Annotated in this window: 22 protein-coding genes and 1 pseudogene; 12 read left to right on the top strand and 11 right to left on the bottom strand. The window is 61.8% G+C overall.

Going from position 1 to position 25,320, the window contains the following annotated elements:
* Positions 1 to 24 precede the first annotated feature (24 nt).
* From PSH57_RS14870 to PSH57_RS14855, 4 genes are read right to left on the bottom strand one after another with little or no spacing between them, the layout of a single operon-like run.
* On the bottom strand, positions 25 to 498 hold the full coding sequence (locus PSH57_RS14870; protein ID WP_305383714.1) for a response regulator: 474 nt from the start codon (positions 496 to 498) through the stop codon (positions 25 to 27).
* Positions 495 to 2,807 (bottom strand): ATP-binding protein, encoded by a 2,313-nt coding sequence (locus PSH57_RS14865; protein ID WP_305383713.1) that lies wholly within the window; start codon positions 2,805 to 2,807, stop codon positions 495 to 497. The genes PSH57_RS14870 and PSH57_RS14865 overlap by 4 nt, the downstream gene beginning before the upstream one ends.
* Positions 2,804 to 3,472 carry a response regulator gene (locus PSH57_RS14860; RefSeq protein WP_305383711.1) on the bottom strand — a complete coding sequence of 223 codons (669 nt, stop codon included), beginning with the start codon at positions 3,470 to 3,472 and terminating at the stop codon, positions 2,804 to 2,806. Before PSH57_RS14860 ends, PSH57_RS14865 begins: the two co-directional genes overlap by 4 nt.
* Positions 3,469 to 4,653, bottom strand: a complete 1,185-nt coding sequence (locus PSH57_RS14855; RefSeq protein WP_305383710.1) for a sensor histidine kinase — start codon at positions 4,651 to 4,653, stop codon at positions 3,469 to 3,471. Before PSH57_RS14855 ends, PSH57_RS14860 begins: the two co-directional genes overlap by 4 nt.
* 167 nt (positions 4,654 to 4,820) lie before the next feature.
* Here PSH57_RS14855 and PSH57_RS14850 point away from each other — a divergent pair, with 167 nt between their 5' ends.
* The 4 genes from PSH57_RS14850 (at position 4,821) to PSH57_RS14835 (ending at position 9,457) form a co-directional block, all read left to right on the top strand.
* On the top strand, positions 4,821 to 5,342 hold the full coding sequence (locus tag PSH57_RS14850) for an SgcJ/EcaC family oxidoreductase (protein ID WP_305383708.1): 522 nt from the start codon (positions 4,821 to 4,823) through the stop codon (positions 5,340 to 5,342).
* A 170-nt stretch (positions 5,343 to 5,512) separates the two neighbouring features.
* Positions 5,513 to 6,022, top strand: coding sequence for a sigma-70 family RNA polymerase sigma factor (locus PSH57_RS14845; protein ID WP_305383707.1), 510 nt, complete (start codon positions 5,513 to 5,515; stop codon positions 6,020 to 6,022).
* A complete protein-coding gene (locus tag PSH57_RS14840; RefSeq protein WP_305390393.1) occupies positions 6,022 to 6,966 on the top strand; it encodes a FecR domain-containing protein in 945 nt (314 codons plus the stop codon). The genes PSH57_RS14845 and PSH57_RS14840 overlap by 1 nt, the downstream gene beginning before the upstream one ends.
* A gap of 67 nt (positions 6,967 to 7,033) precedes the next feature.
* Positions 7,034 to 9,457, top strand: coding sequence for a TonB-dependent receptor (locus PSH57_RS14835; RefSeq protein ID WP_305383706.1), 2,424 nt, complete (start codon positions 7,034 to 7,036; stop codon positions 9,455 to 9,457).
* A 33-nt stretch (positions 9,458 to 9,490) separates the two neighbouring features.
* Here PSH57_RS14835 and PSH57_RS14830 read toward each other — a convergent pair whose 3' ends face one another.
* Complete coding sequence (locus PSH57_RS14830) at positions 9,491 to 9,892, bottom strand: hypothetical protein (protein ID WP_305383704.1); 402 nt, start codon at positions 9,890 to 9,892, stop codon at positions 9,491 to 9,493.
* 462 nt (positions 9,893 to 10,354) lie between these two features.
* Between PSH57_RS14830 and PSH57_RS14825 the strand changes: the two genes are divergently transcribed.
* Entirely contained in the window at positions 10,355 to 10,867 is a 513-nt protein-coding gene (locus PSH57_RS14825; protein ID WP_305444671.1) for a hypothetical protein, read from the top strand.
* On the opposite strand, the gene PSH57_RS14820 is transcribed toward PSH57_RS14825, so the two are convergent.
* Complete coding sequence (locus tag PSH57_RS14820; protein WP_305383698.1) at positions 10,837 to 11,316, bottom strand: nuclear transport factor 2 family protein; 480 nt, start codon at positions 11,314 to 11,316, stop codon at positions 10,837 to 10,839. The two genes, PSH57_RS14825 and PSH57_RS14820, sit on opposite strands and share 31 nt — an antisense overlap.
* Before the next feature lie 55 nt (positions 11,317 to 11,371).
* The gene (locus tag PSH57_RS14815) at positions 11,372 to 11,941 is read right to left on the bottom strand and encodes a TetR/AcrR family transcriptional regulator (protein WP_305383696.1); all 570 of its coding nucleotides are present in this window, start codon (positions 11,939 to 11,941) and stop codon (positions 11,372 to 11,374) included.
* Between the two features lie 122 nt (positions 11,942 to 12,063).
* Here PSH57_RS14815 and pssA point away from each other — a divergent pair, with 122 nt between their 5' ends.
* The 7 genes and pseudogenes from pssA (at position 12,064) to PSH57_RS14780 (ending at position 20,257) form a co-directional block, all read left to right on the top strand.
* Positions 12,064 to 13,407: a CDP-diacylglycerol--serine O-phosphatidyltransferase gene (gene pssA / locus PSH57_RS14810; RefSeq protein WP_305383694.1), complete on the top strand. Its 1,344-nt coding sequence runs from the start codon at positions 12,064 to 12,066 to the stop codon at positions 13,405 to 13,407.
* A gap of 11 nt (positions 13,408 to 13,418) precedes the next feature.
* Positions 13,419 to 14,435, top strand: a complete 1,017-nt coding sequence (locus tag PSH57_RS14805; RefSeq protein ID WP_305383693.1) for an AraC family transcriptional regulator — start codon at positions 13,419 to 13,421, stop codon at positions 14,433 to 14,435.
* Between the two features lie 251 nt (positions 14,436 to 14,686).
* A pseudogene (locus tag PSH57_RS14800) lies at positions 14,687 to 16,356 on the top strand (AMP-binding protein).
* A 16-nt stretch (positions 16,357 to 16,372) separates the two neighbouring features.
* Positions 16,373 to 17,134 carry an SDR family NAD(P)-dependent oxidoreductase gene (locus tag PSH57_RS14795; protein ID WP_305383692.1) on the top strand — a complete coding sequence of 254 codons (762 nt, stop codon included), beginning with the start codon at positions 16,373 to 16,375 and terminating at the stop codon, positions 17,132 to 17,134.
* 11 nt (positions 17,135 to 17,145) lie between these two features.
* Positions 17,146 to 18,333: an acetyl-CoA C-acyltransferase gene (locus tag PSH57_RS14790; protein ID WP_305415865.1), complete on the top strand. Its 1,188-nt coding sequence runs from the start codon at positions 17,146 to 17,148 to the stop codon at positions 18,331 to 18,333.
* A 9-nt stretch (positions 18,334 to 18,342) separates the two neighbouring features.
* Positions 18,343 to 19,470 (top strand): acyl-CoA dehydrogenase, encoded by a 1,128-nt coding sequence (locus tag PSH57_RS14785; RefSeq protein WP_305383689.1) that lies wholly within the window; start codon positions 18,343 to 18,345, stop codon positions 19,468 to 19,470.
* Positions 19,471 to 19,483: 13 nt separating this feature from the next.
* Positions 19,484 to 20,257 carry an enoyl-CoA hydratase gene (locus PSH57_RS14780; protein WP_092398359.1) on the top strand — a complete coding sequence of 258 codons (774 nt, stop codon included), beginning with the start codon at positions 19,484 to 19,486 and terminating at the stop codon, positions 20,255 to 20,257.
* Between the two features lie 394 nt (positions 20,258 to 20,651).
* On the opposite strand, the gene PSH57_RS14775 is transcribed toward PSH57_RS14780, so the two are convergent.
* From PSH57_RS14775 to PSH57_RS14760, 4 genes are all read right to left on the bottom strand, one after another.
* On the bottom strand, positions 20,652 to 21,803 hold the full coding sequence (locus PSH57_RS14775; protein ID WP_305415863.1) for an acyl-CoA dehydrogenase family protein: 1,152 nt from the start codon (positions 21,801 to 21,803) through the stop codon (positions 20,652 to 20,654).
* 3 nt (positions 21,804 to 21,806) lie between these two features.
* Positions 21,807 to 22,913 (bottom strand): enoyl-CoA hydratase/isomerase family protein, encoded by a 1,107-nt coding sequence (locus tag PSH57_RS14770; RefSeq protein WP_305383688.1) that lies wholly within the window; start codon positions 22,911 to 22,913, stop codon positions 21,807 to 21,809.
* Positions 22,914 to 23,047: 134 nt separating this feature from the next.
* Positions 23,048 to 23,755: an HPP family protein gene (locus tag PSH57_RS14765; protein WP_305383687.1), complete on the bottom strand. Its 708-nt coding sequence runs from the start codon at positions 23,753 to 23,755 to the stop codon at positions 23,048 to 23,050.
* 173 nt (positions 23,756 to 23,928) lie between these two features.
* Positions 23,929 to 25,308, bottom strand: a complete 1,380-nt coding sequence (locus PSH57_RS14760; protein WP_305383686.1) for a UDP-glucose dehydrogenase family protein — start codon at positions 25,306 to 25,308, stop codon at positions 23,929 to 23,931.
* Positions 25,309 to 25,320: the final 12 nt, after the last annotated feature.

The raw sequence follows: 25,320 nt of genomic DNA, 5'->3' as shown, positions 1-25,320 counted from the left end.
CCGAGCCTATTGCGGCCCGGCGCACTAGGACCAAACCGCGCCGGCGGCTGGCCGGTGCTGACGCAACAGTTCGATCTGTCGTGATGGAACCAGCTCGCGCAACGCCTTATAGAGCGCCCGTGTTTCCAGCAGGTTCCAGATGCGCAGCATGGTTTCCAGCGCATCCAGGGGTTTGCTGATGAAGTCCCGGGCGCCCAGAGCCAGGGCGCGCAGGCGGGTGTCGCGGGTGGCGTCAGCGGTCAGCACCAGAATCGGCAGGTAGTCGTTTGCCGGGATGCGCCGGTTGAGTTGCTCCAGCACGGCGAAACCGTCGAATGCTGGCATGTGCAGGTCCAGGATCACCAGGTCAGGCTCAAAACTGTTGAACAGGTCGAGGGTGCGCAAAGGCTCGGTGCTGCTCAGTACGTTGTGCAGCCCTTCGCGAGCCAGCAACTGCTCCATCAGGTCCAGGTTGGGGCGCTGATCATCAACGATCAGGATGCGCAAATCGCGATTCATGCGGGCTCCGGTAAATAACGTTCAAGGTGGCCCAGAAAGGCCTGGATATGAATGGGTTTGGTCAGGATCGCTGTGGCCCCGGCGTCGTGCAGGGCACGGTGGGTCAGGTCGCTGGCATCGGCGGTGATCATCAGTACCGGTGTGTCCGCCGTGGCCGCCGATTGCCGCAAGCGGCGCAGCACCTCCAGGCCTGTCAGGTCCGGCAGGGTCACGTCCAGCAGGATCAACTGCGGGGCGTGCTGGCGAGCCAGGTCCAGGCCCAACTGGCCTTGCATGCTCGACAGCAGTTGAATACCCGGACGACGCTGCATCAGGGTCTCGATCAGCGCCAGGCTCGACAGGTTGTCTTCGATGCACAGTATCTTGCCGTGATATTCGACTGACGGACGCTGTACCTTCAGCGCGACGATGGGGGGCAAACGGGCGTGCTCCACTCGGGCACCGGGCAATTGCAGGGTAAAACGACAACCATGCCCCGGCTCGCTATGGACCTGAAGGCTGCCTTGCATCATTTCCAGCAGGCTCTTGCTCAAGGACAGCCCAAGGCCGGTGCCCTCGACCTGTGGGTCGGCACCCAGGCGCTCGAACGGCTTGAACAACCGGTCAAGCTGCTCGGGGGCAATGCCATGCCCGGTGTCGCTGACAGCAATGCTGACTCGCGGCCCCTGGGCCGTTACTTCAATGCGCACTTCACCGCCGGGCCGGTTGTACTTGATGGCGTTGGACAACAGATTGAGCAGCACCTGCACCAGGCGTTGACGGTCGGCCAGCACACCGCTGCTGTCGGGTAGCGGCGCCAGTTCGGCCAACTGAATCCCGGCGTCGGCCGCCATGGGTGAAACCAGCGTCAGCGCTTCGTGCAATACCGTCGTCAAGGCAATCGGCTCAATGTTCAGCGGCAGACGACCGGCCTCGATCCGGGCAATGTCCAGCACCTCGTTGATCAATGCCAGCAGATGTTGGCCGGCGCGTAGGATGTGACTGACCTGTGGGCGCTGGCCGGCGCTGGAGTCCATGTCCAGCAGTTGCGCGAAGCCGAGTATGGCATTGAGTGGTGTGCGCAGTTCGTGGCTCATGCGCGAAAGAAATTCGCTCTTGGCGCGGCTGGCGCTTTCGGCTTCTTCACGGGCGGTGCGCAAAGCGATCTCGGCGGCGCGGCGGTCAGTGATGTCGCGGGTGATCTTGGAAAACCCGCGCAGGGTGCCGGTACTGTCGTACTGGGCAGTGATGACCACACTGGCCCAGAAGCGGCTGCCGTCCTTGCGACAGCGCCAGCCTTCTTCCATGTAGTGACCGTCACGGGCGGCTTCGTGCAGCGCCATGTCCGGGTGCGCCGGGCATTCCTCGGCCAGATAGAACAATGAAAAATGCCGCCCGAGGATTTCCTGTTCGCTGTAACCCTTGATCCGTTCGGCACCGGCGTTCCAGGTAATGACATGGCCTTGGGCGTCCAGCGCGAAGATTCCGTAGTCCTTCACCCCATCGATGATCAGTCGTAAGCGTTCTTCGTTATCGCGCAGAGCCCGCTCGCGTTCGGCAAGCAACTGTCCGGCCTCTACCAGACGGGTGCCCAACTGGCCGATTTCGTCCTGCTCCGGCGGTTGCGGCAACAACGGTTGACCCAAGGCCAGGCGCTGAGCGTTGCCCTGCACCTGTTGCACGCGGGCGACAATGCCCTTGGACAGGAACAGCACCGCCACGATGGCGCCAAGCAGCCCGCACAGCGCCGCCAGCAGCGTGGCGAACAACAAGCGCATGCGCGTGGCCGAAGCGGCGGCGCTGCGATCGGCGAGCAGGGCGTCCTCACGTATACGCATGGCGTTGATCTGTTCGCGCAGCACGTCCAGGACTTGTTTGTTTTCGATCAGAATCGTCGTGATGGCTGCTGTGTCATCGGCCTTGCCGTTGCGCAAGGCATTCAGCCCATCGAGTTTTTCTGCGATCAGTGGGGTGATGGTCTTGAGGCGCTCGCGCATCCTGGCGTCGCGGATGTTGTGGTCCAACCGCTGCAACGCGGCCTTGATCAGCGGCGTGGCTTGTTCGTAGCTAGGCAGAAAGTCTTCGCGCCGGGTCAGCAGATAACCGCGCACGCTGGCCGCAGCTTCGGCCAGCAGGGTATGCACCGTCTGGATATCACCCTGGACCAGCAGCACCCGGCGCACGTCTTCTTCGGCCCGGGCGGTCTGGCGTTCGGTGATGTAGATCAGCACCAGCGACAGCAACAGAACCACCAGCGGCAGGGAAATGACCACCAATGCCTTGCCCCGCAATGGCAGGTTGGCCCACCGGCGGGCGGCGAGGAATCTCATGGCCATTGCCCGCTGGGTTGTGCCACCAACCCCAGGGCAACACCGCGCACGGCGGCCTGGGTTCGGTCGGCGGCTCCCAACTTGCCGATGACTCGCTCCACGTGGGCCTTGGCGGTGCCGGGGGCGATGCCGAGTTTTTCGCCGATTTCACGGTTGCTGAAGCCGCCGGCCACCAGCCCCAGCACCTGGCGCTCGCGGGCTGTCAGGGCCTGGACCTGGGTGGCGCCACTGGCACCGCGCTCAGCCATGCGCCGCAGCAGGCGCGCACTGACCGAACTGTTCAGGGCCTCTTCGCCCTGGGCGACTCGCTTGAGGGCGTCCAGCACTTCACCGCGGCTGGCATCCTTGAGCAGATAACCGACCGCGCCCGCGCCGATGGCGGCTTCAAGGTGATCAGGGCTGTCGTCCATGGTGAAGATCACCACTTTGATCCCCGGCTGGCGTTGCTGCAGGATACGCGCCGTACCCAGGCCGTTGAGCACCGGCATGCGAATGTCGAGAATGGCGATGTCCGGTTGCAGCCGCTCGCACAGATCGAGGGCTTCCTGGCCGTTGCTGGCCTGGCCGACGACTTCGAACCCCGGGCTGCCGGCCAGCATGCTGATAAAACCGGTGCGGGTCACTTCGTGATCATCGGCCAAAAGCAGGCGTAAAGGGGACGTCATGAGTGTGTTCCGTGGGTGGGTAGTGGGACGCTGGCCAGCAAACGGGTGCCGCCATCGGGCTGACTGAAACAGCTCAGGTGGCCCCCCAGCAGACTGGCACGTTCCTGCATGGCCGCCAGGCCCAGATGGCAGGTGCCATTGGTCTCGATGGGTTGTTCCAGAGCAAAGCCACGGCCATTGTCTTCGACCCGCAGCGAGACCCGGTCGTCGCTCACCATCAGTCCCAGGCTCACATGGCTGGCCTGGGCGTGCTTGAGAATGTTGTTGATGCCTTCCTGGGCAATGCGGAACAGGGCGATTTCGGTGTTGCCCGGCAGGCGAGCGGCGCTGTGCTCGGCCCAGTCCACCGACAGGCCTGCATCCCGCAGGCGGTCGGCCTCCTTGTCGACGGCTTTGTACAGGCCGAAGTCATCCAGCGCATGGGGACGCAGGCCGCCGATCAACTGCCGGCCTTCGCCGACACAACCGCGGGCGAGATCGAGGATGGCCTGCAAGTCGTTTGCCAGATCCGACGGGAGAGGCGGGCAGCGACCGGCGAACCCCTGCAGGCGCTGATGCAGGCCCGCCAGGTTCTGTGCCAGGCCATCATGCAGGTCGTAAGCCACGCGCTTGCGTTCGTCTTCCTGGGCACTGAACAGTCGATGGACCAGTTCAGACATGGTGCGTTCGCGGGCCTGCAACGCTTCGAGCAAGCGACTGTTTTCCAGATGGGCAGCCAGCAAGGTCGCCAGCAATTGCAGCGACTCAATATCCTCGTTGTCCGGCGTGCCCAGGGCCACGCCGTTGCCCAGCAATAAAGCCCCGAACACCACACCGTCGGAGCCACGCAACGGAACGCGCAAGACCTGGGGCAGGGCGCTGCCAGGGTACTCCAGCCATTGTGGCTCGGATGACGGCGGCTGAGCCAGGCTGGCAAGCAGATCGAGCCGTTCGTGGCTGCCATGGCTGGCGATGGTGCGAAAAGTGGTGTCCGCCGCCCACTCCAGCAGCAGGCCATGGTCCATGGCCATGAATGCGCACGCCCGTTGCACTGCGCGCTGGCGCATCTGCGACAGGGGCAATTGCGTCAGTTCATGGCCGGTGCCCAACAGCAGGCGCAGGCGTGCGGCACGACTTTGCGACTGGCGATATTGAGTTCGGATGGCCAGGGCACTGCCGGGGTCATGGGGTGGGCTTTGCATGATAGGGCTCCAGCGTGGATGGGACCGGGCGGCGTGGCGGTATTAGAACGCGTCATCAGCACCTGGCCTATCTGCCGAACGGCATAGGCGATCGGCACCGGTTGGCCGATGGCGAAGGCCGCCAGGCCCGGCAAAGTCGGCTCATTGAAACCCACAGGAACGTTACGATGAAACTGAAAACCTTCGCCACTGCCGCTTTTTTCATGTTGACCACACCCTTCGCCCTGGCACTTGAAACAACACCATACGTTTACCGCACCGTAGCCGAGCAGCCACAGAATCAGAATGATCGTGAAATCGCCGCATTGTTCGACCGCTGGAACGCGGCCCTCAAAACCGGCAGCGCTGCTGCAGTAACCAGCCTGTATGCGCCGGATGCGATATTGCAGCCCACCGTTTCCAACCAAGTGCGCAACACTGCGGCACTGATTCAGGATTACTTTGAACACTTCCTGGCCGGCAAGCCGGTGGGGCAGATCAACTACCGGGAAATCCGTCACCTGGGACCTGACGCGGCGATGGACAGTGGTGTCTACACCTTTGCCCTGACCAACGCCGACGGCACCAAACGCGAGGTTCAGGCGCGCTACACCTTCATCTATGAACGCATTGACGGTCAATGGAAGATCCTTAACCACCACTCTTCGGCCATGCCGCAAGTCCAGAAACAATTGCATGCCAGCCACTGAGGTATCTTGAACAAATGAGTTCGCCCCCGGCAGCGCGGGGGCGAACCATCAGGTCGGGTAACCCTCCGTCGTGCATTTAACAGAGCGGTCGATAAAGAAGTTGGATTCGTGGGGGAACATTAATTAGAATCACTCTCATTTAATGTATCCCTTGCACAAGGCTTCTTGACATGTCTGATGCAGCTACGCCAACGGAGCGTTCCTTGCACGCGCTGTACCGAGACCATGGTGGCTGGCTGGAAGGTTGGTTGAGACGGCGCATGGGCAATGCTTGGGATGCTGCGGACCTGCGTCAGGATACCTTCCTGCGGGTACTGTCCAGCGCTCAGCCATTGGCTGACCTGCACGAACCGCGCGCCTATTTGCTGACAGTCGGCAAGCGTCTGTTGAGCAATTTCTACACGCGCCGCAACCTGGAACAGGCCTATCTTGACGCCTTGGCGAGCCTGCCCGAAGCGTGTGTACCTTCCCCGGAGCAGCGTTGGCTGCTACTGGAAACGCTGCAAGCCCTGGATGAGTTGCTCGATGGCCTGCCACCGCTGGTGCGGCGGGCTTTTTTGTGGAGCCAGCTCGAAGGCCTGGGCTACCGTGAAATCGCCGAGCGCATGCAAGTGTCGGAGCGCACCATCAAGCGCTACATGGCCCAGGCTTATGAGCATTGTCTGTTGGTGGACTTTTGATTCGCCAGGATCCTTCACCGCAAGCTCGCGAAGTCGCCCGGGCGGCGGCTCGCTGGCTGGCCAGGATGGAGTTTGACGGGGATGACTTCGATTGCGCCGCGTTGCAACGCTGGCGCGACAGTAGCGCCCACCACGAGGCTGCCTGGCAAAAAGCCCAGCGATTGCGCCAGCGTTTCGCCGGGGTGCCGCCTTCATTGGGTATGGCGACCCTGGATCGCCCGGCATTGCCCCGTCGGGCCGTGCTCAAGCGTGCGCTCGGCGTCGCCGCATTGGTGCCCACGGCCTGGTTGCTGGGGCGAGAGCTGCCGCTGGAGGTCTGGCGCGCCGACCTGCACACGGCCACCGGTGAACAGCGGCGCTGGTCGCTGGCCGACGGCAGCGCCTTGCAGTTGAACACCGACAGCGCCTTGGACCTGGACCTCAAGTCTCGACGCCTGGTGCTGGTGCAAGGGGAGATGGCCCTGAACGTCAAGGGAGGCACGCCGTTGGCCATCCAGGCCCCCTTCGGCCTGATCTCCGTCAGCCGAAGCGAGGTCTGCGTGCGCTTGAGCGAGCACAGTTGCCGAGTGTCAGTACTCAGTGGGTCGGTGCAACTGCAGCCGCTGCACGGCCCAATGCTGACGCTGAAGGAGGGCGAACAGGTCAACCTTCAGGCCTCTGGCGCCGGGCCGGTGAGTGCGTTCGACGCGGCGCAGTTGGGCTGGCGTGACGGGGTCCTTGTGGCGCAGAACCAGCCGCTGGGGGATTTTCTCCGTGAACTGGGCCGTTATCGTCCAGGTGTATTGCGGTGGGACCAAGCCCTGGAACCACTTCGGGTGACCGGCAGCTTCCGTCTGGAAAACACTGATCGAATCCTCGCGTTGCTCTCGGCCAGCCTGCCGGTTCACGTGCAAACGCGCACCCGATATTGGGTCACATTGACGCTTCGTAAAAAAGTCGCCTGACGCCTGTCCCCTTTTTTTGTCTCGCTTGTCATTCAAGGCAACTGAACAAAAATGAGAGCTCCTTCCAATGTCCGCAGTACTACCTTTGCGTTTTCGCCCGGCCCTTGCCGGCTGGCGTCCGCTGTTGAACCTGAGTCTCTTGCTAAGCCTGAGCGCCAGTCCATTGTTCATGTCCTCCAGCCAGGCCGAAGAATCTGCCCGACGCAGCTATCAGGTGCCGGCCGGCAGCCTCAGCGCCGCGCTGACCCGGTTCGCCGGGCTGGCGGGTGTCAATCTGTCGGTCGACCCGGCCCTGGTAAGCGGGCGTAACAGCGCCGGGCTGGCGGGCGAGTATGCCGTGGAGGAGGGCTTTGCCCGACTGTTGCAGGGATCCGGTCTGCAACTGCAGCCGGTGGGTGATCAGGCTTACATCCTGACCCCAGCCCCGGAAGGCAGCAGCTTGCAACTGGCTCCCACCTCGATCATGGGAGCCACGAGCCTGGCGCAGGGCGAGCCGTATGCCGGTGGCCAGGTCGCGCGCCGCGGTTCGCAAGGCTTGCTGGGGGCTCGGGATTTCATGGAAACCCCGTTCAGCATGACCACCTATACCAGCGAAGCGGTCAAGAACCAGCAGGCGCGTACCCTGGGTGAGCTGATCGCCAGCGATCCCTCGGTTCGCGCCACCAATCCGGCGGGCGGGCGTTTTGAGCAGTTCACCATTCGCGGTTTCAGCCTGTTCAACAGTGATGTCGCCTACAACGGCCTCTACGGCATCCTGCCGACCTATTCGATCGACATGGAAATGGCCGACCGCGTCGACATCATCAAGGGTCCGACCCAGCTCATCAACGGCGTCTCGCCACGGGGCAGCGTGGGTGGCGGGATCAACGTGGTGCCCAAGCGGGCCACTGACAAGCCCATCACTTCGTTCACGGGTAGCTACGCCTCCAACAACCAGCTCGGCGGTGCCGTGGATGTCGCCCGGCGTTTTGGTGAAGACAACAAGTTTGGCGTTCGTTTCAATGGCGTCAAGCAGTCCGGCGATACCGAATGGGATCACCAGAGTGTCGACCGCGACATGGCGGTGCTGGGCCTGGATTTTCGTGGCGAGCGTCTGCGCCTCTCGACGGACATCGGGCGCACCGAGCGCGATACCGACGCGCCGCAGGAGCGCGTACTGGTAGGTGCCAACGCACAGGTCCCGCATGCCAGCGAGGTGCGTCGCAACTACGCCCAGGGCTGGAGCAAGGCGCGTACCAAGGACACCTTCGGCACGGTGAACGCGCAATACGATGTCAACGACTCCGTGATGCTGTACGGCGGTGCAGGGGCGCGTAAAAGTAATCATGACTTCCTGCGGCATAACGTTTCGATCAGCAACGACGCTGGCGATTTCAGCGTTCAGCCCCGCGACTTTACCCGGGATGAAAATGTCCGCACGGCCACGGCCGGGGTGCGCAACTGGTTCCATACCGGCCCGGTGAGTCATGAGATCAACCTGGCCGCCAGCTATTTCTACATGGACTTCACCAATGGCGGCGCTCGTTATGCTTCGTCGCCAAGCAACCTGTATGACCCGGTGCAAACGCCTACTCCGAGCGACCCCACGCGCCAGGACAACAGGGTGTATACCGAAAACCGCTCCACTGGCGTGGCGTTGTCCGACACCCTGGGTTTTCTCGATGATCGGCTGCTGCTGACCCTCGGCACCCGCTGGCAACGGATCAAGGTTGACGACTGGACGAATAACGTCAAAGGCGCCACCGCATACGATGAGGAAAAGATGTCGCCGTCGGGCGGAGTCCTGTTCAAGGCAACCGATAAGCTGTCGTTGTATGCCAACTACATGGAGGGCTTGAGCCAGGGCAAGATCGCGCCATCGACCTCGATCAACGAAGACGAAATATTCCCGCCGTTCATCAGTCGTCAGGTCGAGGTCGGTGCCAAATATGACGCCGGTGCGCTTGCCGTCACCGCTGCCGTGTTCCGGATCAAGCAACCGGCCTACGCCACCGACACCACCACCCGTGTCTTCGGCCCCAACGGTAAACGTGAGAATACCGGGGTTGAGTTGAGCGTGTTTGGTGAGCCGCTCAAGGGTTTGCGTTTGCTCGGCGGGGTCATGTACATCGACAGCGAATTGACCGACACCACTGATGGCGCCTTTGATGGTAATCGGGCGCCGGCCACGCCCAAATACAACGTCAATCTGGGTGCCGAGTGGGATGTGCCGACTGTACAGGGCCTGACCCTGACCAGCCGTGTCATTCACTCCAGTTCGCAGTACCTGGACCAGTCCAACACCAAGGAAATCGATTCCTGGGAGCGTTTGGATGTGGGCGCGCGCTACGCGTTCAAGGTCGATCAGAAGAACATCACGCTGCGGGCCAATATCGAGAACGTCGCGGATAAGCGCTACTGGAGTTCAGCCGGTGCCTCGGATGACAGTGAAGGAGGCTTGACGCTGGCAACGCCGCGCACTTATCTGCTTTCGGCCACCGTAGACTTCTAGGCCGATGCGCAGCTTCAGGGATGAAGCTGTTGTTCAGGCGTCACGGAACAGGTCGTGGGCATCGAGCAGTCGCCAGGCGATTTCAGGACGTTTTTCCAATCCGCGTCGAATGGCGGTGGGGATCGACTGGCGAATCTTGCGGCACAGGCCGGGCTGCGCCTGGAACTCGATGGCGATGCCACGCATGGTACGAACTTCGTTGTAGCCGGGTTCGACGGTCAGACGGATTCCGAGGTTTTCGTACATACGTTGCTGCAACCGTTGGAGCTCGTCCAGGCTCTGGATGTTTTCCAACCGTTGGAGCAGGTGTTTTTCTTCCTGGCGGTTCAAGCAAAGGATGCGCAGGTCACTGCCTGGGGTTTGCAGCAACGCATCACGCCCGCAGTCACAGACACCAGGCGGACAGGGGGGACGGATCGGCATGGACGCGGTCATGGGCTCCACAGGTCAGCAACACTCCAACGCCACTGAGTGTATCGGCGGTCCAGGCAATGTGATGCCTGGCGGCATGCCGGTCAACCCTGGTGAGTGGCCGCTTGTCTAGCGCCGTTGCGAGCGGTTCCGGGCCGAGCCCCGCAGCACCCATGTGGGGGCTTGCTCGCGAAAGCGCTGGGCCAGCTTGCATCCATGCTGAATGTGCTGCCGTCATCGCGGGCAAGACTTGCTCCCACAAGGTTTTTTCAGGGTTGACCGATTCGGTATTCACCTCAATTCCCATGTGGGAGCGGGCTTGCTCGCGAAAGCGTTGGGCCAGCTTGCATCCATGCTGAATGTGCTGCCGTCATCGCGGGCAAGCCTTGCTCCCACAGGTTTTTTCAGGGTTAACCGATTCGGTATTCACCTCAATTCCCATGTGGGGCGGGCTTGCTCGCAAAAGCGTTGGGCCAGCTTGCATCCATGCTGAATGTGCTGCCGTCATCGCGGGCAAGCCTTGCTCCCACAGGTTTTTTCAGGGTTGACCGATTCGGTATTCACCTCAATTCCCGTGTGGGAGCGGGCTTGCTCGCGAAAGCGCTGGGCCAGCTTGCATCCATGCTGAATGTGCTGCCGTCATCGCGGGCAAGCCTTGCTCCCACAGGTTTTTTCAGGGTTGACCGATTCGGTATTCACCTCAATTCCCATGTGGGAGCGGGCTTGCTCGCGAAAGCGCTGGGCCAGCTTGCATCCATGCTGAATGTGCTGCCGTCATCGCGGGCAAGCCTTGCTCCCACAGGTTCTTTCAGGGTTAACCGATTCGGTATTCACCTCAATTCCCGTGTGGGGGTGGGCTTGCTCGCGAAAGCGTTGGGCCAGCTTGCATCCATGTTGAATGTGCCGCCGTCATCGCGGGCAAGCCTTGCTCCCACAAGGTTTTTGTTGCCTATACCAGTGCTGTGCGCCTACAGCCCCAAATCAGACAGCCCCGGATGATCATCCGGCCGGCGACCCAGCGGCCAATGGAATTTGCGTTCGCTTTCCTGGATCGGCATGTCGTTGATGCAGGCGTAGCGGTTGGACATCAACCCTTGCTCGTCAAACTCCCAGTTCTCGTTGCCGTAGGAGCGGAACCAGTTGCCCGAATCGTCGTGCCATTCGTAGGCGTAGCGCACGGCGATACGGTTACCGGTGAAGGCCCAGAGTTCCTTGATCAGCCGGTAGTCCAGTTCCTTGGCCCATTTGCGGGTCAGGAAGGCCTTGGCCTCTTCGCGGTTATGGGCGAATTCGGCGCGGTTGCGCCATTGAGTGTCCAGCGTATAGGCCAGGGACACCCGTTGCGGGTCGCGGGAGTTCCAGCCGTCTTCGGCCAGGCGGACTTTTTCAATGGCCGATTCACGGGTGAAAGGCGGCAGCGGCGGGCGAACTTCAGCAGAGGATGACATGGCAGATCTCCAGTGAGTGATTGAGCAAGTGGCACGACGGTTTACAGGGAACGGCTTATTCAGTGTCAGCCAATAAGGACTTCAGTATGTTTTGGGCCTGGTCGGCGGCGCTGTGATCGCCCATGACCAGTGCGACGGTAATGGCGCCATCGATCAGGATCAGTAACTGCCGGGCCAAGGCATCCGGGTGCTCGACGCCTTGTTCCGTACACAACTGCGTTACATAGTCGAGCAACTTCTGTTTATGCAGTTTGGCGACCTGGCGGACCGGGTTCTGTGGGTCGCCGGTTTCGCCACTGGTGTTGATGAACGCACAGCCGCGGAAACCTTCGCTGTCGAACCAGTCTTTGAGCACGGTAAACAGGTTGAGCAAGCGGGCGCTCGGAGTGGGGGCCTTGTCGACCTCACGACTGAACCAGTGCATCCAGCGCTCGTCGCGCCGCTGGAGCGCGGCCACGATCAGGTCGTCCTTATTGGCAAAGTAGCGGTAGATGCTCTTTCTGGAGACGCCGGCGGTTTTCACCAGCAGGTCCATGCCAGTGGCCGCGATGCCACTTTTGTAGATCAACTTTTCGGCGACATCGAGAATAATGTCTCGGGTCTCATTGCTATTGATTTCGTTCATGGCGCCAACAGTAGAACGATCGTTCTCCTTATTCAAGTTGTTTTTTCATGACGTGCAGAAGACCCAAACCCATCGATGGTGTAAGCTCAACCACTCTTCGGATTCGACCTTTTGCGAGCCCTATGCCGTCGCTTTTCAAACGCCCCTTGCTGCCTAAGCTGCGCAGCTTTGCACTGACCGCCGATGCCGTGACCATCCTCGATGGCGCAGCCGAGTTCCGCCGTTGCCTGCTGGAGAAAATCGCCCAGGCCACCCAGCGCATCTACATCGTCGCCCTGTACCTGCAAGAGGACGAGGCCGGGCAGGAAATCCTCGATGCCTTGCACGCCGCCAAAGCCGCGCATCCGGAACTGGACGTGGTCGTGCTGGTGGACTGGCTGCGAGCCCAGCGCGGGCTGATCGGCGCCAAGAAGCAGCCGGGCAATTCAGCGTGGTATCAGAAGCAGACCCGCACTCACGCCAGCGAAGTGCCGATCTATGGCGTGCCGGTACAGACCCGCGAGTTGTTCGGTGTGTTGCACCTCAAAGGCTTCGTGATCGACGACTGTGTGCTTTACAGCGGCGCCAGCCTTAATAACGTCTACCTGCACAAGTTCGACAAATACCGCTACGACCGCTACCACCTGTTGCGAAACGAGGCACTGGCCGACTCGATGCAGCACCTGGTAGAGCATGGCTTGATTGCCTCCAGCGCCGTGCATCGTCTGGATTTGCCGAACCTGCCCAGCACGCGCAGCCTGCGCAAGGACATCGGCGACCTGCGCAGCCGGCTCAAGTACGCGGCGTATGACACGCAAGCCGGCAGCCTCGACAAGAGCAGCCTGTCGGTGAGCCCGTTGCTGGGTGTGGGCAAGAACAATCCGTTGAGTCGGGTGATCGGCGAATTGATTGCCAGCAGCCGTCGGCAACTGACCATCTGTACGCCGTATTTCAATCTGCCTCTGGGGGTGACCCGGGAGATCAATCGCGCGCTGGCTCGCGGGGTCAAGATCGACATTATCGTCGGCGATAAAACCGCCAACGACTTCTACATGCCGCCCAGCGAGCCGTTCAAGATCATCGCTGCGCTGCCCTATCTCTACGAAATCAGCCTGCGACGCTTCGCCAAGCGGCATCAGCGCTACATCGACAGCGGCCAGTTGAACCTGCACCTGTGGCGTGACGGTGACAATACCTATCACCTCAAGGGCATGTGGATCGACGAGCGCTACACCTTGCTGACCGGCAATAACCTCAACCCGCGGGCGTTTCGCCTGGACCTGGAAAACGCTTTGTTGCTGGATGACCCCAAGGGCGAACTGCTGGAGCCGCGCCAGGCCGAGCTTGAGCAGATTTACCAGCACACCCGGCGCATCGATCGATATCTGGACCTGGAAACCCTGCCGGACTATCCCGCCGCAGTCGCCAGGTTTCTGAAACGGGTCAGCCGGGTGCGGATAGAGCGGCTGCTTTACCGTATCCTGTGAAAGCCCGTGCCATGTCGGAAAAGGACACCATCTCCATCCAGTTGGTGCGTGAGGCGCTGCTGCAAAGCTGCGCCCCTGGGGCTGCCACCGATGAAGTGCTGAGCAAGGTCGGTATCGACCCTGGATTGCTCGATAACCCCCAGGCGAGGGTTCCGGCTCACGCCTATGCGCGACTCTGGCGTTTGCTGGCCCGGCGACTGGATGACGAGTTCTTCGGCATGGATCGGCGCAAACTCAAGTCCGGCAGCCTGGCCTTTCTTTGTCAGTGCGCCATGGCCCAGCCGACGTTGGCGGGCGGATTGACCGCAGGGCTTGGGTTCCTCTCGCTGATGTTCGAACAGTTGCCGGCCCAATGGGTCCGCCAGCAGAGCCTGGCGGAAATCGTCCTGCTGGAGGACGATCAGGATCCGCGTCGGGCCTTCACCTATTTCACCTACTGGATGATTGTTCATGGCGTGGCCTGCTGGCTGGCCGGGCGGCGTATTCCAATTCTTTCCATTGAGTTGCGTTGCCCGGAACCGGATTTCTGCGACGACTATCGGGTGATGTTCTCGCGGAACCTGCGCTTTGATCGGCCCCGCACCCGGATGATCTTCTCCGCCGAGTGCCTGGACCTGCCCATTAGGCGCAGTACCGAGGAACTCAACCGCTTTCTGGCCCAGGCACCGGCCAACATCCTGGTCAAGTATCGTGACCCGCAAAGCCTCGCCAGCCGCATCAGGCATGACCTGCGCCAGTTACCACCCGAGCAGTGGCCGGAGACCGAGGCTTTGGCCCAGCAGTTGTGCGTTTCGGCCTCGACCTTGCGTCGACGCTTGGCGGAGGAGGGCCAGACGTATCAGGGGCTCAAGGACAGTGTGCGCAAGGAGTTGGCAATCAACTGGCTGGCCGAACCGTCCATCAGCTTCGTGGACATCGCCGCGCGCCTGGGGTTTGCCGATGCCAGCTCCTTCTACAAGGCGTTTCGCAAGTGGTCCGGGTCCAATCCGGGGCATTATCGCAGCCTGATTCTCAACGATCCTCGCTGATCCGGCAGGTGTGTTGACTGGGCTGACGCTATCGCGGGCAAGCCTTGCTCCCACCGGGGCAATGCGAACCCTATGTGGGAGCAAGGCTTGCCCGCGATAGCGGCCTCCCAGATCCCACATCACCCAACCATGGCCAAACCAGTCAAGCAACTTGATAGCTTTGACCATTGCCGCCCAAGCCCTTCGGCGCGAGTATTTCCCTGCTGTTTACGGTTCCCCCAACCAATAACAAGTACAGAGGGATTCTGGTCATGCGCGATTACTCGTCCGCCACGTCACCGTTCGATTACCTGCACACCGTCAAACACTGCATTGCACGGCTCGCTCGAGGCGTTGAACGCCTGTGTCGAGTGTTGCGACCGGCATGCGTTGCCGGGGGCGCATTGCCTTGTTCTGGGAGGGCCGCGACGGCAGCAGCGACGCGACCTGGACTTACCGTGAACTGCAGGACAATGCCGCGCGGTTTGCCAATTTCCTGCTGGCCCAAGGCGTGGGCAAGGGTGACAAGGTGGCCGGCCTGCTGCCGCGCACTGCTGAATTGCTGATCGTGGTACTCGCCACTTGGCGCATCGGCGCCGTGTATCAGCCGCTGTTCACCGCGTTCGGCCCCAAGGCCATCGAACATCGCCTGGGCAGCTCAGGCGCACGGGTTGTGGTTACCGACGCGGTCAATCGCCCCAAACTCAACGAGGTTGCCGATTGCCCCACAGTGGTCACGGTCGGCGGCGCAAAAGGCCAGGGCATCGTTCGCGGCGATTACAGTTTCTGGGCAGAAGTGGCGAACCATGCAAACCAGTGCGAACCGGTGATGCTCAGTGGCGAAGACCCGTTCCTGCTGATGTTTACCTCCGGCACCACCGGGCCGGCCAAGGCGCTGTCGGTGCCGCTCAAGGCCATCGTCGCATTCCAGAGCTACATGCGTGACGCCGTGGACCTGCGTCCCGAAGACGCCTTCTGGAATGTCGCCGACCCGGGCTGGGCCTACGGCATCTACTTCGGAGTGACCGGCCCTCTGGCAATGGGGCATCCCATCACGTTCTACGATGGCCCGTTCACCCTGGAAAGCACTTGCCGAGTCATCAACAAGTACGGCATCACCAACCTCGCCGGCTCACCCACCGCCTATCGTTTGTTGATCGCCGGGGGCGAGCAGTTCGCCCGTTCGATCAAAGGCACGCTGCGCGTTGTCAGCAGCGCCGGCGAGCCGCTGAACCCGGAGGTCATCCGCTGGTTTGCCGACAACCTGAACGTGGTCATCCACGATCACTACGGCCAGACTGAACTGGGCATGGTGCTGTGCAATCACCATGGGCTGGCGCATCCGGTGCACATGGGCGCGGCCGGTTTTGCCTCGCCGGGCCACCGGATCGTGGTGCTGGATGAAAATAACCGTGAATTGGGCGTGGGCCAGCCGGGCATTCTCGCCGTCGACCGCCGCCAGTCGCCGATGTGCTGGTTCGCCGGTTACGAGGGCGGGCCAACCAAGGCTTTCGTCGGCGATTATTACCTGAGCGGCGACACCGTTGAGTTCAACCCCGATGGCAGCATCAGCTTCGTCGGCCGCAGCGACGACGTGATCACCACCTCCGGCTATCGCGTCGGCCCGTTCGACGTTGAAAGCGCGCTGATCGAGCACCCGGCCGTGGTCGAGGCTGCGGTGGTCGGCAAGCCCGATCCCGAGCGCACCGAACTGGTCAAAGCCTTCGTGGTGCTCGGCGCCCAATACCGCGCCGCGCCGCAGCTGGCCGAAGAGCTGCGCCAGCACGTGCGTAAGCGCCTGGCCGCGCATGCCTATCCCCGTGAAATCGAATTTGTCAGCGATCTGCCGAAAACCCCAAGCGGCAAATTGCAGCGCTTTATCTTGCGCAATCAGGAAATCGCCAAAGCCCAAGAAGCTGCGGCGCATAACGTTTCAGCTTGAATCCAAGGAAACCATGATGCAGATCGACAACAAGATTTTCCTCGTCAGCGGCGGCGCGTCCGGGCTCGGCGCGGCCACCGGCGAGATGCTGGTCAAGGCCGGTGCCAGGGTGATGCTGGTGGATCTCAACGCCGAAGCCGTGGCTGCTCAGGCAAAAAAACTTGGCTGCCAGAGCGTGGTGGCGGATATCAGTGACGAGGCGGCTGCGGCAGCGGCGGTCAAGGCCACCGTGGATGCGTTCGGTGGCCTCAACGGCCTGGTGAACTGCGCCGGCATCGTGCGCGGCGAGAAGATCCTCGGCAAGAACGGCCCGCACGCGCTGGCCAGCTTCAGTCAGGTGATCAACGTCAACCTGATTGGCAGCTTCAATCTGTTGCGTCTGGCCGCCGCCGCCATCAGCGAAACCGAGGCCAATGCCGACGGCGAGCGTGGCGTGATCATCAACACCGCTTCGGTGGCGGCGTTCGACGGCCAGATCGGTCAGGCGGCTTACGCGGCGTCCAAGGGCGCCATCGCCAGCCTGACTCTGCCGGCTGCCCGGGAACTGGCGCGCTTCGGTATCCGCGTGATGACCATCGCCCCGGGCATTTTCGAAACCCCGATGATGGCCGGTATGACGCCTGAAGTACGCGATTCCCTGGCTGCTGGCGTTCCATTTCCACCGCGTCTGGGCAAACCGGCCGAGTACGCGGCGCTGGTCAGGCATATCATTGAAAACAGCATGCTCAACGGCGAGGTGATCCGTCTCGACGGCGCCTTGCGTATGGCCGCCAAGTAGGAGCAATAGTCATGTCCCACGATCCGATTGTTATTGTCAGCGCCGTTCGCACTCCCATGGGCGGCTTTCAAGGTGAACTGAAAAGCCTCAGCGCCCCGCAACTGGGAGCCGCCGCCATCAAAGCTGCCGTGGAGCGGGCCGGCATTGCGCCTGATGCGGTTGAAGAAGTGCTGTTCGGTTGTGTGCTCGCGGCCGGCCAGGGCCAGGCCCCGGCGCGCCAGGCCGCACTGGGGGCCGGGCTCGATAAATCTACCCGCTGCACCACGCTCAACAAGATGTGCGGTTCGGGCATGGAAGCGGCGATCCTCGCCCATGACATGCTCGTCGCCGGGAGCGCCGAGGTGGTCGTGGCTGGCGGTATGGAAAGCATGTCCAACGCGCCATACCTGCTCGATCGGGCTCGTAGCGGCTACCGAATGGGCCACGGCAAGGTGCTCGACCATATGTTCCTCGATGGCCTGGAAGATGCCTACGACAAGGGCCGCCTGATGGGCACCTTTGCCGAAGACTGCGCTGAGGCCAACGGTTTCAGCCGTGAAGCCCAGGATGCCTTCGCCATCGCTTCCACCACCCGTGCCCAACAGGCGATCAAGGACGGCAGTTTCCACGCCGAGATCGTGCCGTTGCAGGTCATGGTCGGCAAGGAACAGGTCACCGTGTGCCACGACGAGCAGCCGCCCAAGGCCCGTCTGGACAAGATCGCCTCGCTCAAACCGGCGTTCCGTGAGGGTGGGACGGTGACAGCGGCCAATGCCAGTTCCATCTCTGACGGTGCCGCAGCGCTGGTGCTGATGCGCCAGAGCCAGGCCCGGGAGCGAGGCTTGAAGCCGTTGGCGGTGATTCACGGCCACGCGGCATTTGCCGACACCCCGAGCTTGTTCCCCACTGCACCCATCGGCGCGGTGAAAAAACTGATGAACAAAACCGGTTGGTCGCTCGACGACGTGGAGCTGTTTGAAATCAACGAGGCTTTCGCGGTAGTGGCGTTGGCGACCATGGGCAAGCTGGAGATCCCCCACGACAAGGTCAACGTCCATGGCGGCGCCTGCGCATTGGGTCACCCCATCGGTGCGTCGGGCGCGCGGATCCTGGTGACGCTGCTTTCGGCCTTGCGCCAGAAAGGCCTCAAGCGTGGCGTTGCGGCCATCTGTATTGGTGGCGGCGAAGCCACGGCCATGGCTGTTGAATGCCTGTATTAAGGAATCACCATGCTCCCGACTGAAGAACAGACTCAAATCAGCGACGTGGCCCGGCAGTTCGCTCAGGAACGCTTGAAACCGTTCGCTGCCGAATGGGACCGTGAGCACCGTTTCCCGAAGGAAGCCATTGCTGCAATGGCCGAACTGGGCTTCTTCGGCATGCTCGTGCCGGAGCAGTGGGGCGGTTGCGACACGGGTTACCTGACTTATGCCATGGCCGTGGAAGAGATCGCTGCCGGCGACGGGGCGTGCTCGACCATCATGAGCGTGCACAACTCGGTGGGCTGCGTGCCGATCCTCAAGTTCGGCAGCGATGAGCAGAAAGCCAAATTCCTTACCCCCCTGGCCAGCGGTGCGATTCTCGGTGCCTTTGCGCTGACCGAGCCTCAGGCCGGTTCGGACGCCAGCAGTCTCAAGACCCGGGCACGGTTGGACGGTGACCACTACGTGCTCAATGGTTGCAAGCAGTTCATCACCTCCGGGCAGAACGCCGGGGTGGTGATTGTGTTTGCGGTGACCGATCCGAGCGCCGGCAAGCGTGGCATCAGTGCGTTCATCGTGCCCACCGATTCGCCGGGCTACAGCGTGGCGCGGGTCGAAGACAAGCTGGGCCAGCACGCCTCCGACACCTGCCAGATCCTGTTCGAGGATGTCCGTGTTCCAGTGGGCAACCGTTTGGGAGAGGAGGGCGAGGGCTACAAGATCGCCCTGGCGAACCTGGAAGGCGGGCGGGTTGGTATTGCGGCGCAGTCAGTGGGCATGGCGCGCGCGGCGTTCGAAGCGGCCCGCGACTATGCTCGCGAGCGGCAAAGTTTCGGCAAGCCGATCATCGAGCACCAGGCCGTGGCGTTTCGTCTGGCGGACATGGCGACCCAGATCGCCGTGGCGCGGCAAATGGTCCATTACGCCGCGGCTCTGCGCGACAACGGCCAACCGGCGTTGGTGCAAGCGTCCATGGCCAAGCTGTTCGCCTCGGAAATGGCCGAAAAAGTCTGCTCCATGGCGTTGCAAACCCTGGGCGGTTACGGTTACCTCAACGACTTCCCGCTGGAGCGCATCTACCGCGACGTGCGAGTCTGCCAGATCTATGAAGGCACCAGTGACATTCAGCGCATGGTCATTTCGCGCAATCTTTGAACAGGAGTCCTGCATGAGCTACGAAACGATTTTATTGGAGATCAAGGACCGCGTCGGCCTGATCACGCTCAACCGTCCCCAGGCGTTGAACGCCCTGAACGCACAGATCGTCAGCGAGCTGAACCAGGCGCTGGATACGCTGGAGGCTGACCCGAAGATTGGCTGCATCGTGCTGACCGGCTCGAAAAAAGCCTTTGCCGCCGGTGCTGACATCAAGGAAATGGCGGAGCTGACCTATCCGCAGATTTACCTCGATGACCTGTTCAGCGACAGCGACCGGGTGGCCAACCGGCGCAAGCCGATCATCGCGGCAGTGAACGGTTTTGCCCTGGGCGGTGGTTGCGAACTGGCGTTGATGTGCGACTTTATCCTGGCCGGTGACAATGCCAAGTTCGGCCAGCCGGAAATCAACCTTGGGGTGCTGCCGGGCATGGGCGGCACCCAGCGCCTGACTCGCGCAGTGGGCAAGGCCAAAGCGATGGAAATGTGCCTGACCGGCCGTTTTATCGATGCAGTGGAAGCTGAGCGTTGCGGTATCGTTGCGCGCATCGTGCCGGCTGATGAATTGCTCGACGACGCGCTGAAAACCGCCGCTCTGATCGCGTCCAAGTCAGTGCCCATCAGCATGATGGTCAAGGAAAGCGTCAACCGCGCCTTTGAAGTCAGCCTGTCCGAAGGTGTGCGCTTCGAGCGCCGGGTATTCCACGCGGCATTTGCCACGCACGATCAGAAGGAAGGCATGGCGGCGTTCGTGGCCAAGCGGGCGGCGGAGTTTCAGGACAAGTAAGGCGGCGTTCTGACTGACGCCATCGCGAGCAGGCTCGCTCCCACAGTGGATTTGCGGTGTACGCACCTCTGCGCACACCGCCACACCCGGTGGGAGCGGGCTTGCTCGCGAAGACGCCGGTGCATTCAGGACAGAAGTCGCCTGCCCCGGCGCTTTCGTGAGCAAGCCCACTCCCACAATGAATCGGCGGTGTACGCAATCTCCGCGCACACCGCCACACCCGGTGGGAGCGGGCTTGCCCGCGAAGACGCCGGTGCATTCAGGACAGAAGTCGCCTGCCCCGGCGCTTTCATGAGCAAGCCCACTCCCACAATGAATCGGCGGTGTACGCAATCTCTGTGTACACCACTGGCCCCTGTGGGAGCGAGCCTGATCGCGATGCTTTTTTCAGCCATCACACCAAATAGTGCTTCAGCTCCCGGGCGATGACCATTCGCTGTATCTCGCTTGACCCTTCATAGATCTGGGTGATCCGCGCATCGCGGTAGTAGCGCTCCACCGGATAGTCCTCGAGATAGCCGTACCCGCCATGAATCTGCATGGCCGAGGAGCAAACTTTCTCGGCCATTTCCGAAGCGAACAATTTGGCCTGGGAGGCTTCCGACAGGCATGGTTTACCGGCGCTGCGCAGTCGGGCAGCGTGGAGGATCAGCAGGCGGGCGGCGTTCAGGCGGGTGTGCATGTCGGCCAGCAGGTTGGCGATGCTCTGGTGCTCGATGATCGGCTTGTCGAACTGCACCCGGTCCCGCGAGTAAGCCAGGGCCGCTTCAAACGCCGCACGGGCGATGCCCAGGGCCTGCGCCGCGATGCCGATGCGACCACCCTCCAGGTTGGAGAGGGCGATCGCCAGGCCTTTACCCCGGGCGCCCAGCAAGTTGGCCTCAGGAATGCTGCAGTTGTTCAGTGTGACGGCACAGGTGTCCGAAGCGCGGATGCCCATTTTGTGTTCCGTGCGGTCCACGATGAAGCCCGGCGTGTCGGTCGGCACCAGAAACGCAGAAATACCTTTCTTGCCCAGCTCAGCATCTGTCACCGCAAAGACAATCGCCAGCTTCGCTCGCTTGCCGTTGCTGACAAATTGCTTGGCGCCATTGATGACCCATTGGCCGTCCCGCAGCTCGGCACGGGTGCGCAGGTTGTGGGCTTCGGAGCCGGCTTGGGGTTCGGTGAGGCAGAAGCAGCCAATGGCCTGGCCGCTGGCCAGGTCGGCCAGCCAGGTCTGTTTCTGTTCGTCGCTGCCAAAATTGAGGACCGGCCCGCAACCCACCGAGTTGTGAATGCTCATCAGCGCCCCGGTGGCGCCATCGCCCGCGGAGATTTCTTCCACCGCGAGGGCATAGGCCACGTAATCGACGTAGGTGCCGCCCCATTCCTCGGGCACCACCATGCCCAGCAGGCCCAGTTCCCCCATCTTCGCCACCAGGGCATCGTCGATCCAGCCGGCTTTTTCCCAGGCCTGGGCATGGGGGGCGATCTCGCCGCGGGCAAAATCCCGGGCCATGTCGCGGATCATCACTTGTTCTTCGGTCAGCTCAAGGTCGTGCATGGTTCAGTTCCCGTGGTCGTCGAAGCCGTCGAAGAAACTCGCCACGTGGCGCTTATCCAGCGCCTCCAGGGTCGGCGGGTTCCAGCGCGGGTTCTTGTCTTTGTCGATGAGCAAGGCGCGCACGCCTTCGATCAGGTCGCCGCGGTCGAACCATTGACGGTCCAGGTGCAGCTCCAGGGCAAAACAGTCTTCCAGGCTCAAAAGCCGGCCGCGACGCAGCATTTCCAGGGTCACGGCCATGGCCAGGGGCGAGCGCGTCTCCAGCAGATCAGCGGTTTTTAGCGCCCATTCATGGCTGTTGGCGACGGTGACCAGGCGCAACTGCTCCACCATGCTTGGCACGTCCGCAAGGGCAAAGAAGTGATCGACGGCCGGACGCAAGTCGGCCAGAGGCGGGGCGGGCAACTGCTGCATACCGAGTTTCGCCAGCAGGCCTTGCAGGTCCTTGAGCGGTGTGTCGTGCCACTCCAGGCGGTCGAGACGCTCGTCGAACCGATCGAGCTTGTCGCTTTCCAGGTACCAGTCGGCCAGCCCGCAATACAGCGCGTCGGCAGCACGGATCTGTACGCCACTGACCCCCAGGTAGATGCCCAGTTCGCCCGGAATACGCGGCAGGAAATAGCTGCCACCGACGTCCGGGAAGTAACCGATGGCGACCTCCGGCATGCCCAGGCGGCTACGTTCGGTCACTACCCGCAGGTCGGCACCTTGCACCAGCCCCATGCCGCCGCCCAGGACGAAACCGTCCATCAGGGCGAGGATCGGTTTGCGGTAATGATGAATCGTCAGATCGAGGGCGTATTCCTCGACGAAAAAGTCTTGGTGCAGGCTGTCGCCCTGTTTGTGGCTGTCGTACAGCGAGCGGATATCGCCGCCAGCGCAAAACGCCTTATCGCCGGCACCGCGCAGTACTACGGCGCGAATCTGGGGGTCGAGGGCCCAGGTATCGAGTTGTTGCTGCAAGCTGCGCACCATGCCCAGCGTCAGGGCATTGAGGCCGGCGGGGCGGTTCAGGGTCAAGTGGCCGACATGGTTGCGCACTTCGACCAACACTTCATGAGCCACGGCTTCGATGGGCCCCGAGGCTTGTGATGAAACCTGAGCTGTCATCGCTAACTCCCTGCTTTTATTGTTCTTTGTGATTTTTTTTGCGCGTACCCGGTCAGGATCGTACCAGTGCAAATTTGCCTTGCACAACCGGGATACGTGCAGGTCCTGTCTGCATATTTATAGCAGCCACAGGCTCAGCCGCGACCTGACAGCACCTCCGTGATGCTGCGACGCCTGGCATTGCGTTCGCTGGCGTGGATCAATTGCTCGAGATCTTCGGGAGTTACGTCAAAGAATGCTTCCATTTGCTCAAGAGCGAGTTTCAGGTCTTCGGCCGTAATGGCCTGACGGTCGACGGGAGAATGGTCAGCGGGAATGACGGGAGGCGGTTCGCTGGCTCGCTTTGGGTAACGCACCCGCGTCAGGTTGTTGTAGGCCAATGCACTCAAGAGCAGAGTGGAACCGGCCAGCATGGCGGCACCGACGGCCTGCCAGTCCAAGGCGATGATCGACGGATCGGCCAATACCATCGTCGCCGCCAGGGCGCCCGCCGGAGGATGCAGGCAACGCAACCAGCACATCAACACCAGCGCCATGCCGGCCGCCAGACAGGCGCTCCCCAACGTGCGGCCCAGGACATGGGCCACCAGCAATGCCACGACTGATGCACACAGGTAACCGCCGACAATCGACCAGGGCTGGGCGAGGGCGCCTGAAGAGACGGCAAACAACAGCACGGCCGAGGCGCCGAGCGGGCCAATCAGGTGCTGCGCCACCTCAAGGCCAAAGACCTGGCCACACAGCCAGACACTGAGCATCGTACCCAGGGCCATGCCGATGGCGGCCCGGCTCCATTCGGTGGGGCGGGTATGGATAGCAGCGGGGAACCAGCGAGAAAGCATTCAGCGAAAATCCAAAAAACGAACAAAAAAAGGGGCTTACGGAAGAATCCCTGAAAGCCCTTTAAGTGTTCCAACAGTTGGGGGAGGAACGCTGCACAGTGTGCCGTTCGCGACCCTTGCTTACAAATTCATATTAATGCTGTTTGAGTGCATTTATTTTGATGTTAAGAGCGTCATGCGCTTCTGGAGGCTTGAAACCAGGTTTGCTGAGCAATAGGCAGGTTGCACGATTGCCCGCGTCCTATCGGGAAATAGGCAAAGCCCTTGTCTGCCATACGGTCCGGGTCATACAGGTTGCGACCATCGAAAATCACCGCAGCCTTGAGCCGTTGCTGGATCAGGTCAAAGTCCGGCGCCTTGAACGGTTGCCATTCAGTGCAGATCACCAGCGCATCGGCTCCCGGCAAAACCGATTCCGGCGTCCCCATCAACATCAGCTTCGATTCGTCGGGATAAAGCTGTTGGGTCTGCTGCATGGCCTCCGGGTCAAAGGCGCGGACACTGGCGCCGGCAGCCCACAGCGCCTCCAGAAGTGTACGACTCGGCGCGTCGCGCATGTCGTCGGTGTTGGGCTTGAAGGCCAAGCCCCACACCGCGAAGGTTTTACCGCGCAAGTCGCCTTTGTAGAACGCCTGGATGCGTTCGAACAGCTTGTGCTTCTGCCGCTGGTTGATGGTTTCCACCGCTTGCAGCAGATCGCTGGAGCAGTGGGCTTGCTCGGCCGTGTGGATCAGCGCGCGCATGTCCTTGGGAAAACACGAGCCACCGTAGCCGCAGCCCGGGTAAATGAAGTGATAACCGATGCGCGAGTCGGCACCGATGCCCAGGCGCACGGATTCGATGTCAGCGCCCAGGTGTTCCGCCAGCTCCGCGATCTGGTTGATGAAGCTGATCTTCGTCGCCAGCATGCCGTTGGCCGCGTACTTGGTCAGCTCGGCGCTGCGCAGGTCCATGAACAGGATCCGGTCGTGGTTGCGATTGAAGGGGGCGTACAGGTCGCGCATGGTGTCGCGCACTTCATCGCGTTCGCAGCCGATCACGATGCGATCCGGGCGGCGACAATCGGCCACCGCCGAGCCTTCCTTGAGAAACTCGGGGTTGGACACGATATCGAACTGCAACAAACGGCTGGCCTTGAGCAGGCATTTGTCGATGTGCGCTCGTAAGGCATCACCGGTGCCCACCGGTACGGTGGATTTCTCCACGACAAGGAGCGGTTGTTCGCGGTAACGAGCCACCGCCTCACCGACGGCCAGGACCTGACTCAAATCGGCCGAGCCATCTTCCCTGGAAGGCGTACCCACGGCGATGAACAGCACCTGGCCGTGCTGCACGGCAAGCTGGTCATCGTGGGTGAAATGCAGGCGTCCGGCCTCCAACCCCTCACGCACCAGCGCGGCCAGACCGGGTTCGAAGATACTCACCTGACCCTGGCTCAGGCTTTCGACTTTCTGTTCGTCTATGTCCATGCACACCACGTCATGGCCCACCTCGGCCAACACCGCCGCTTGCACCAATCCCACGTAACCACTACCGAATACACTGATTTTCATGGCGGACTCCCT

This window comes from Pseudomonas hefeiensis, assembly GCF_030687835.1.
In the GTDB taxonomy this organism is placed as follows: domain Bacteria; phylum Pseudomonadota; class Gammaproteobacteria; order Pseudomonadales; family Pseudomonadaceae; genus Aquipseudomonas; species Aquipseudomonas hefeiensis.
This window is presented reverse-complemented; position numbering and strand designations above follow the sequence as displayed.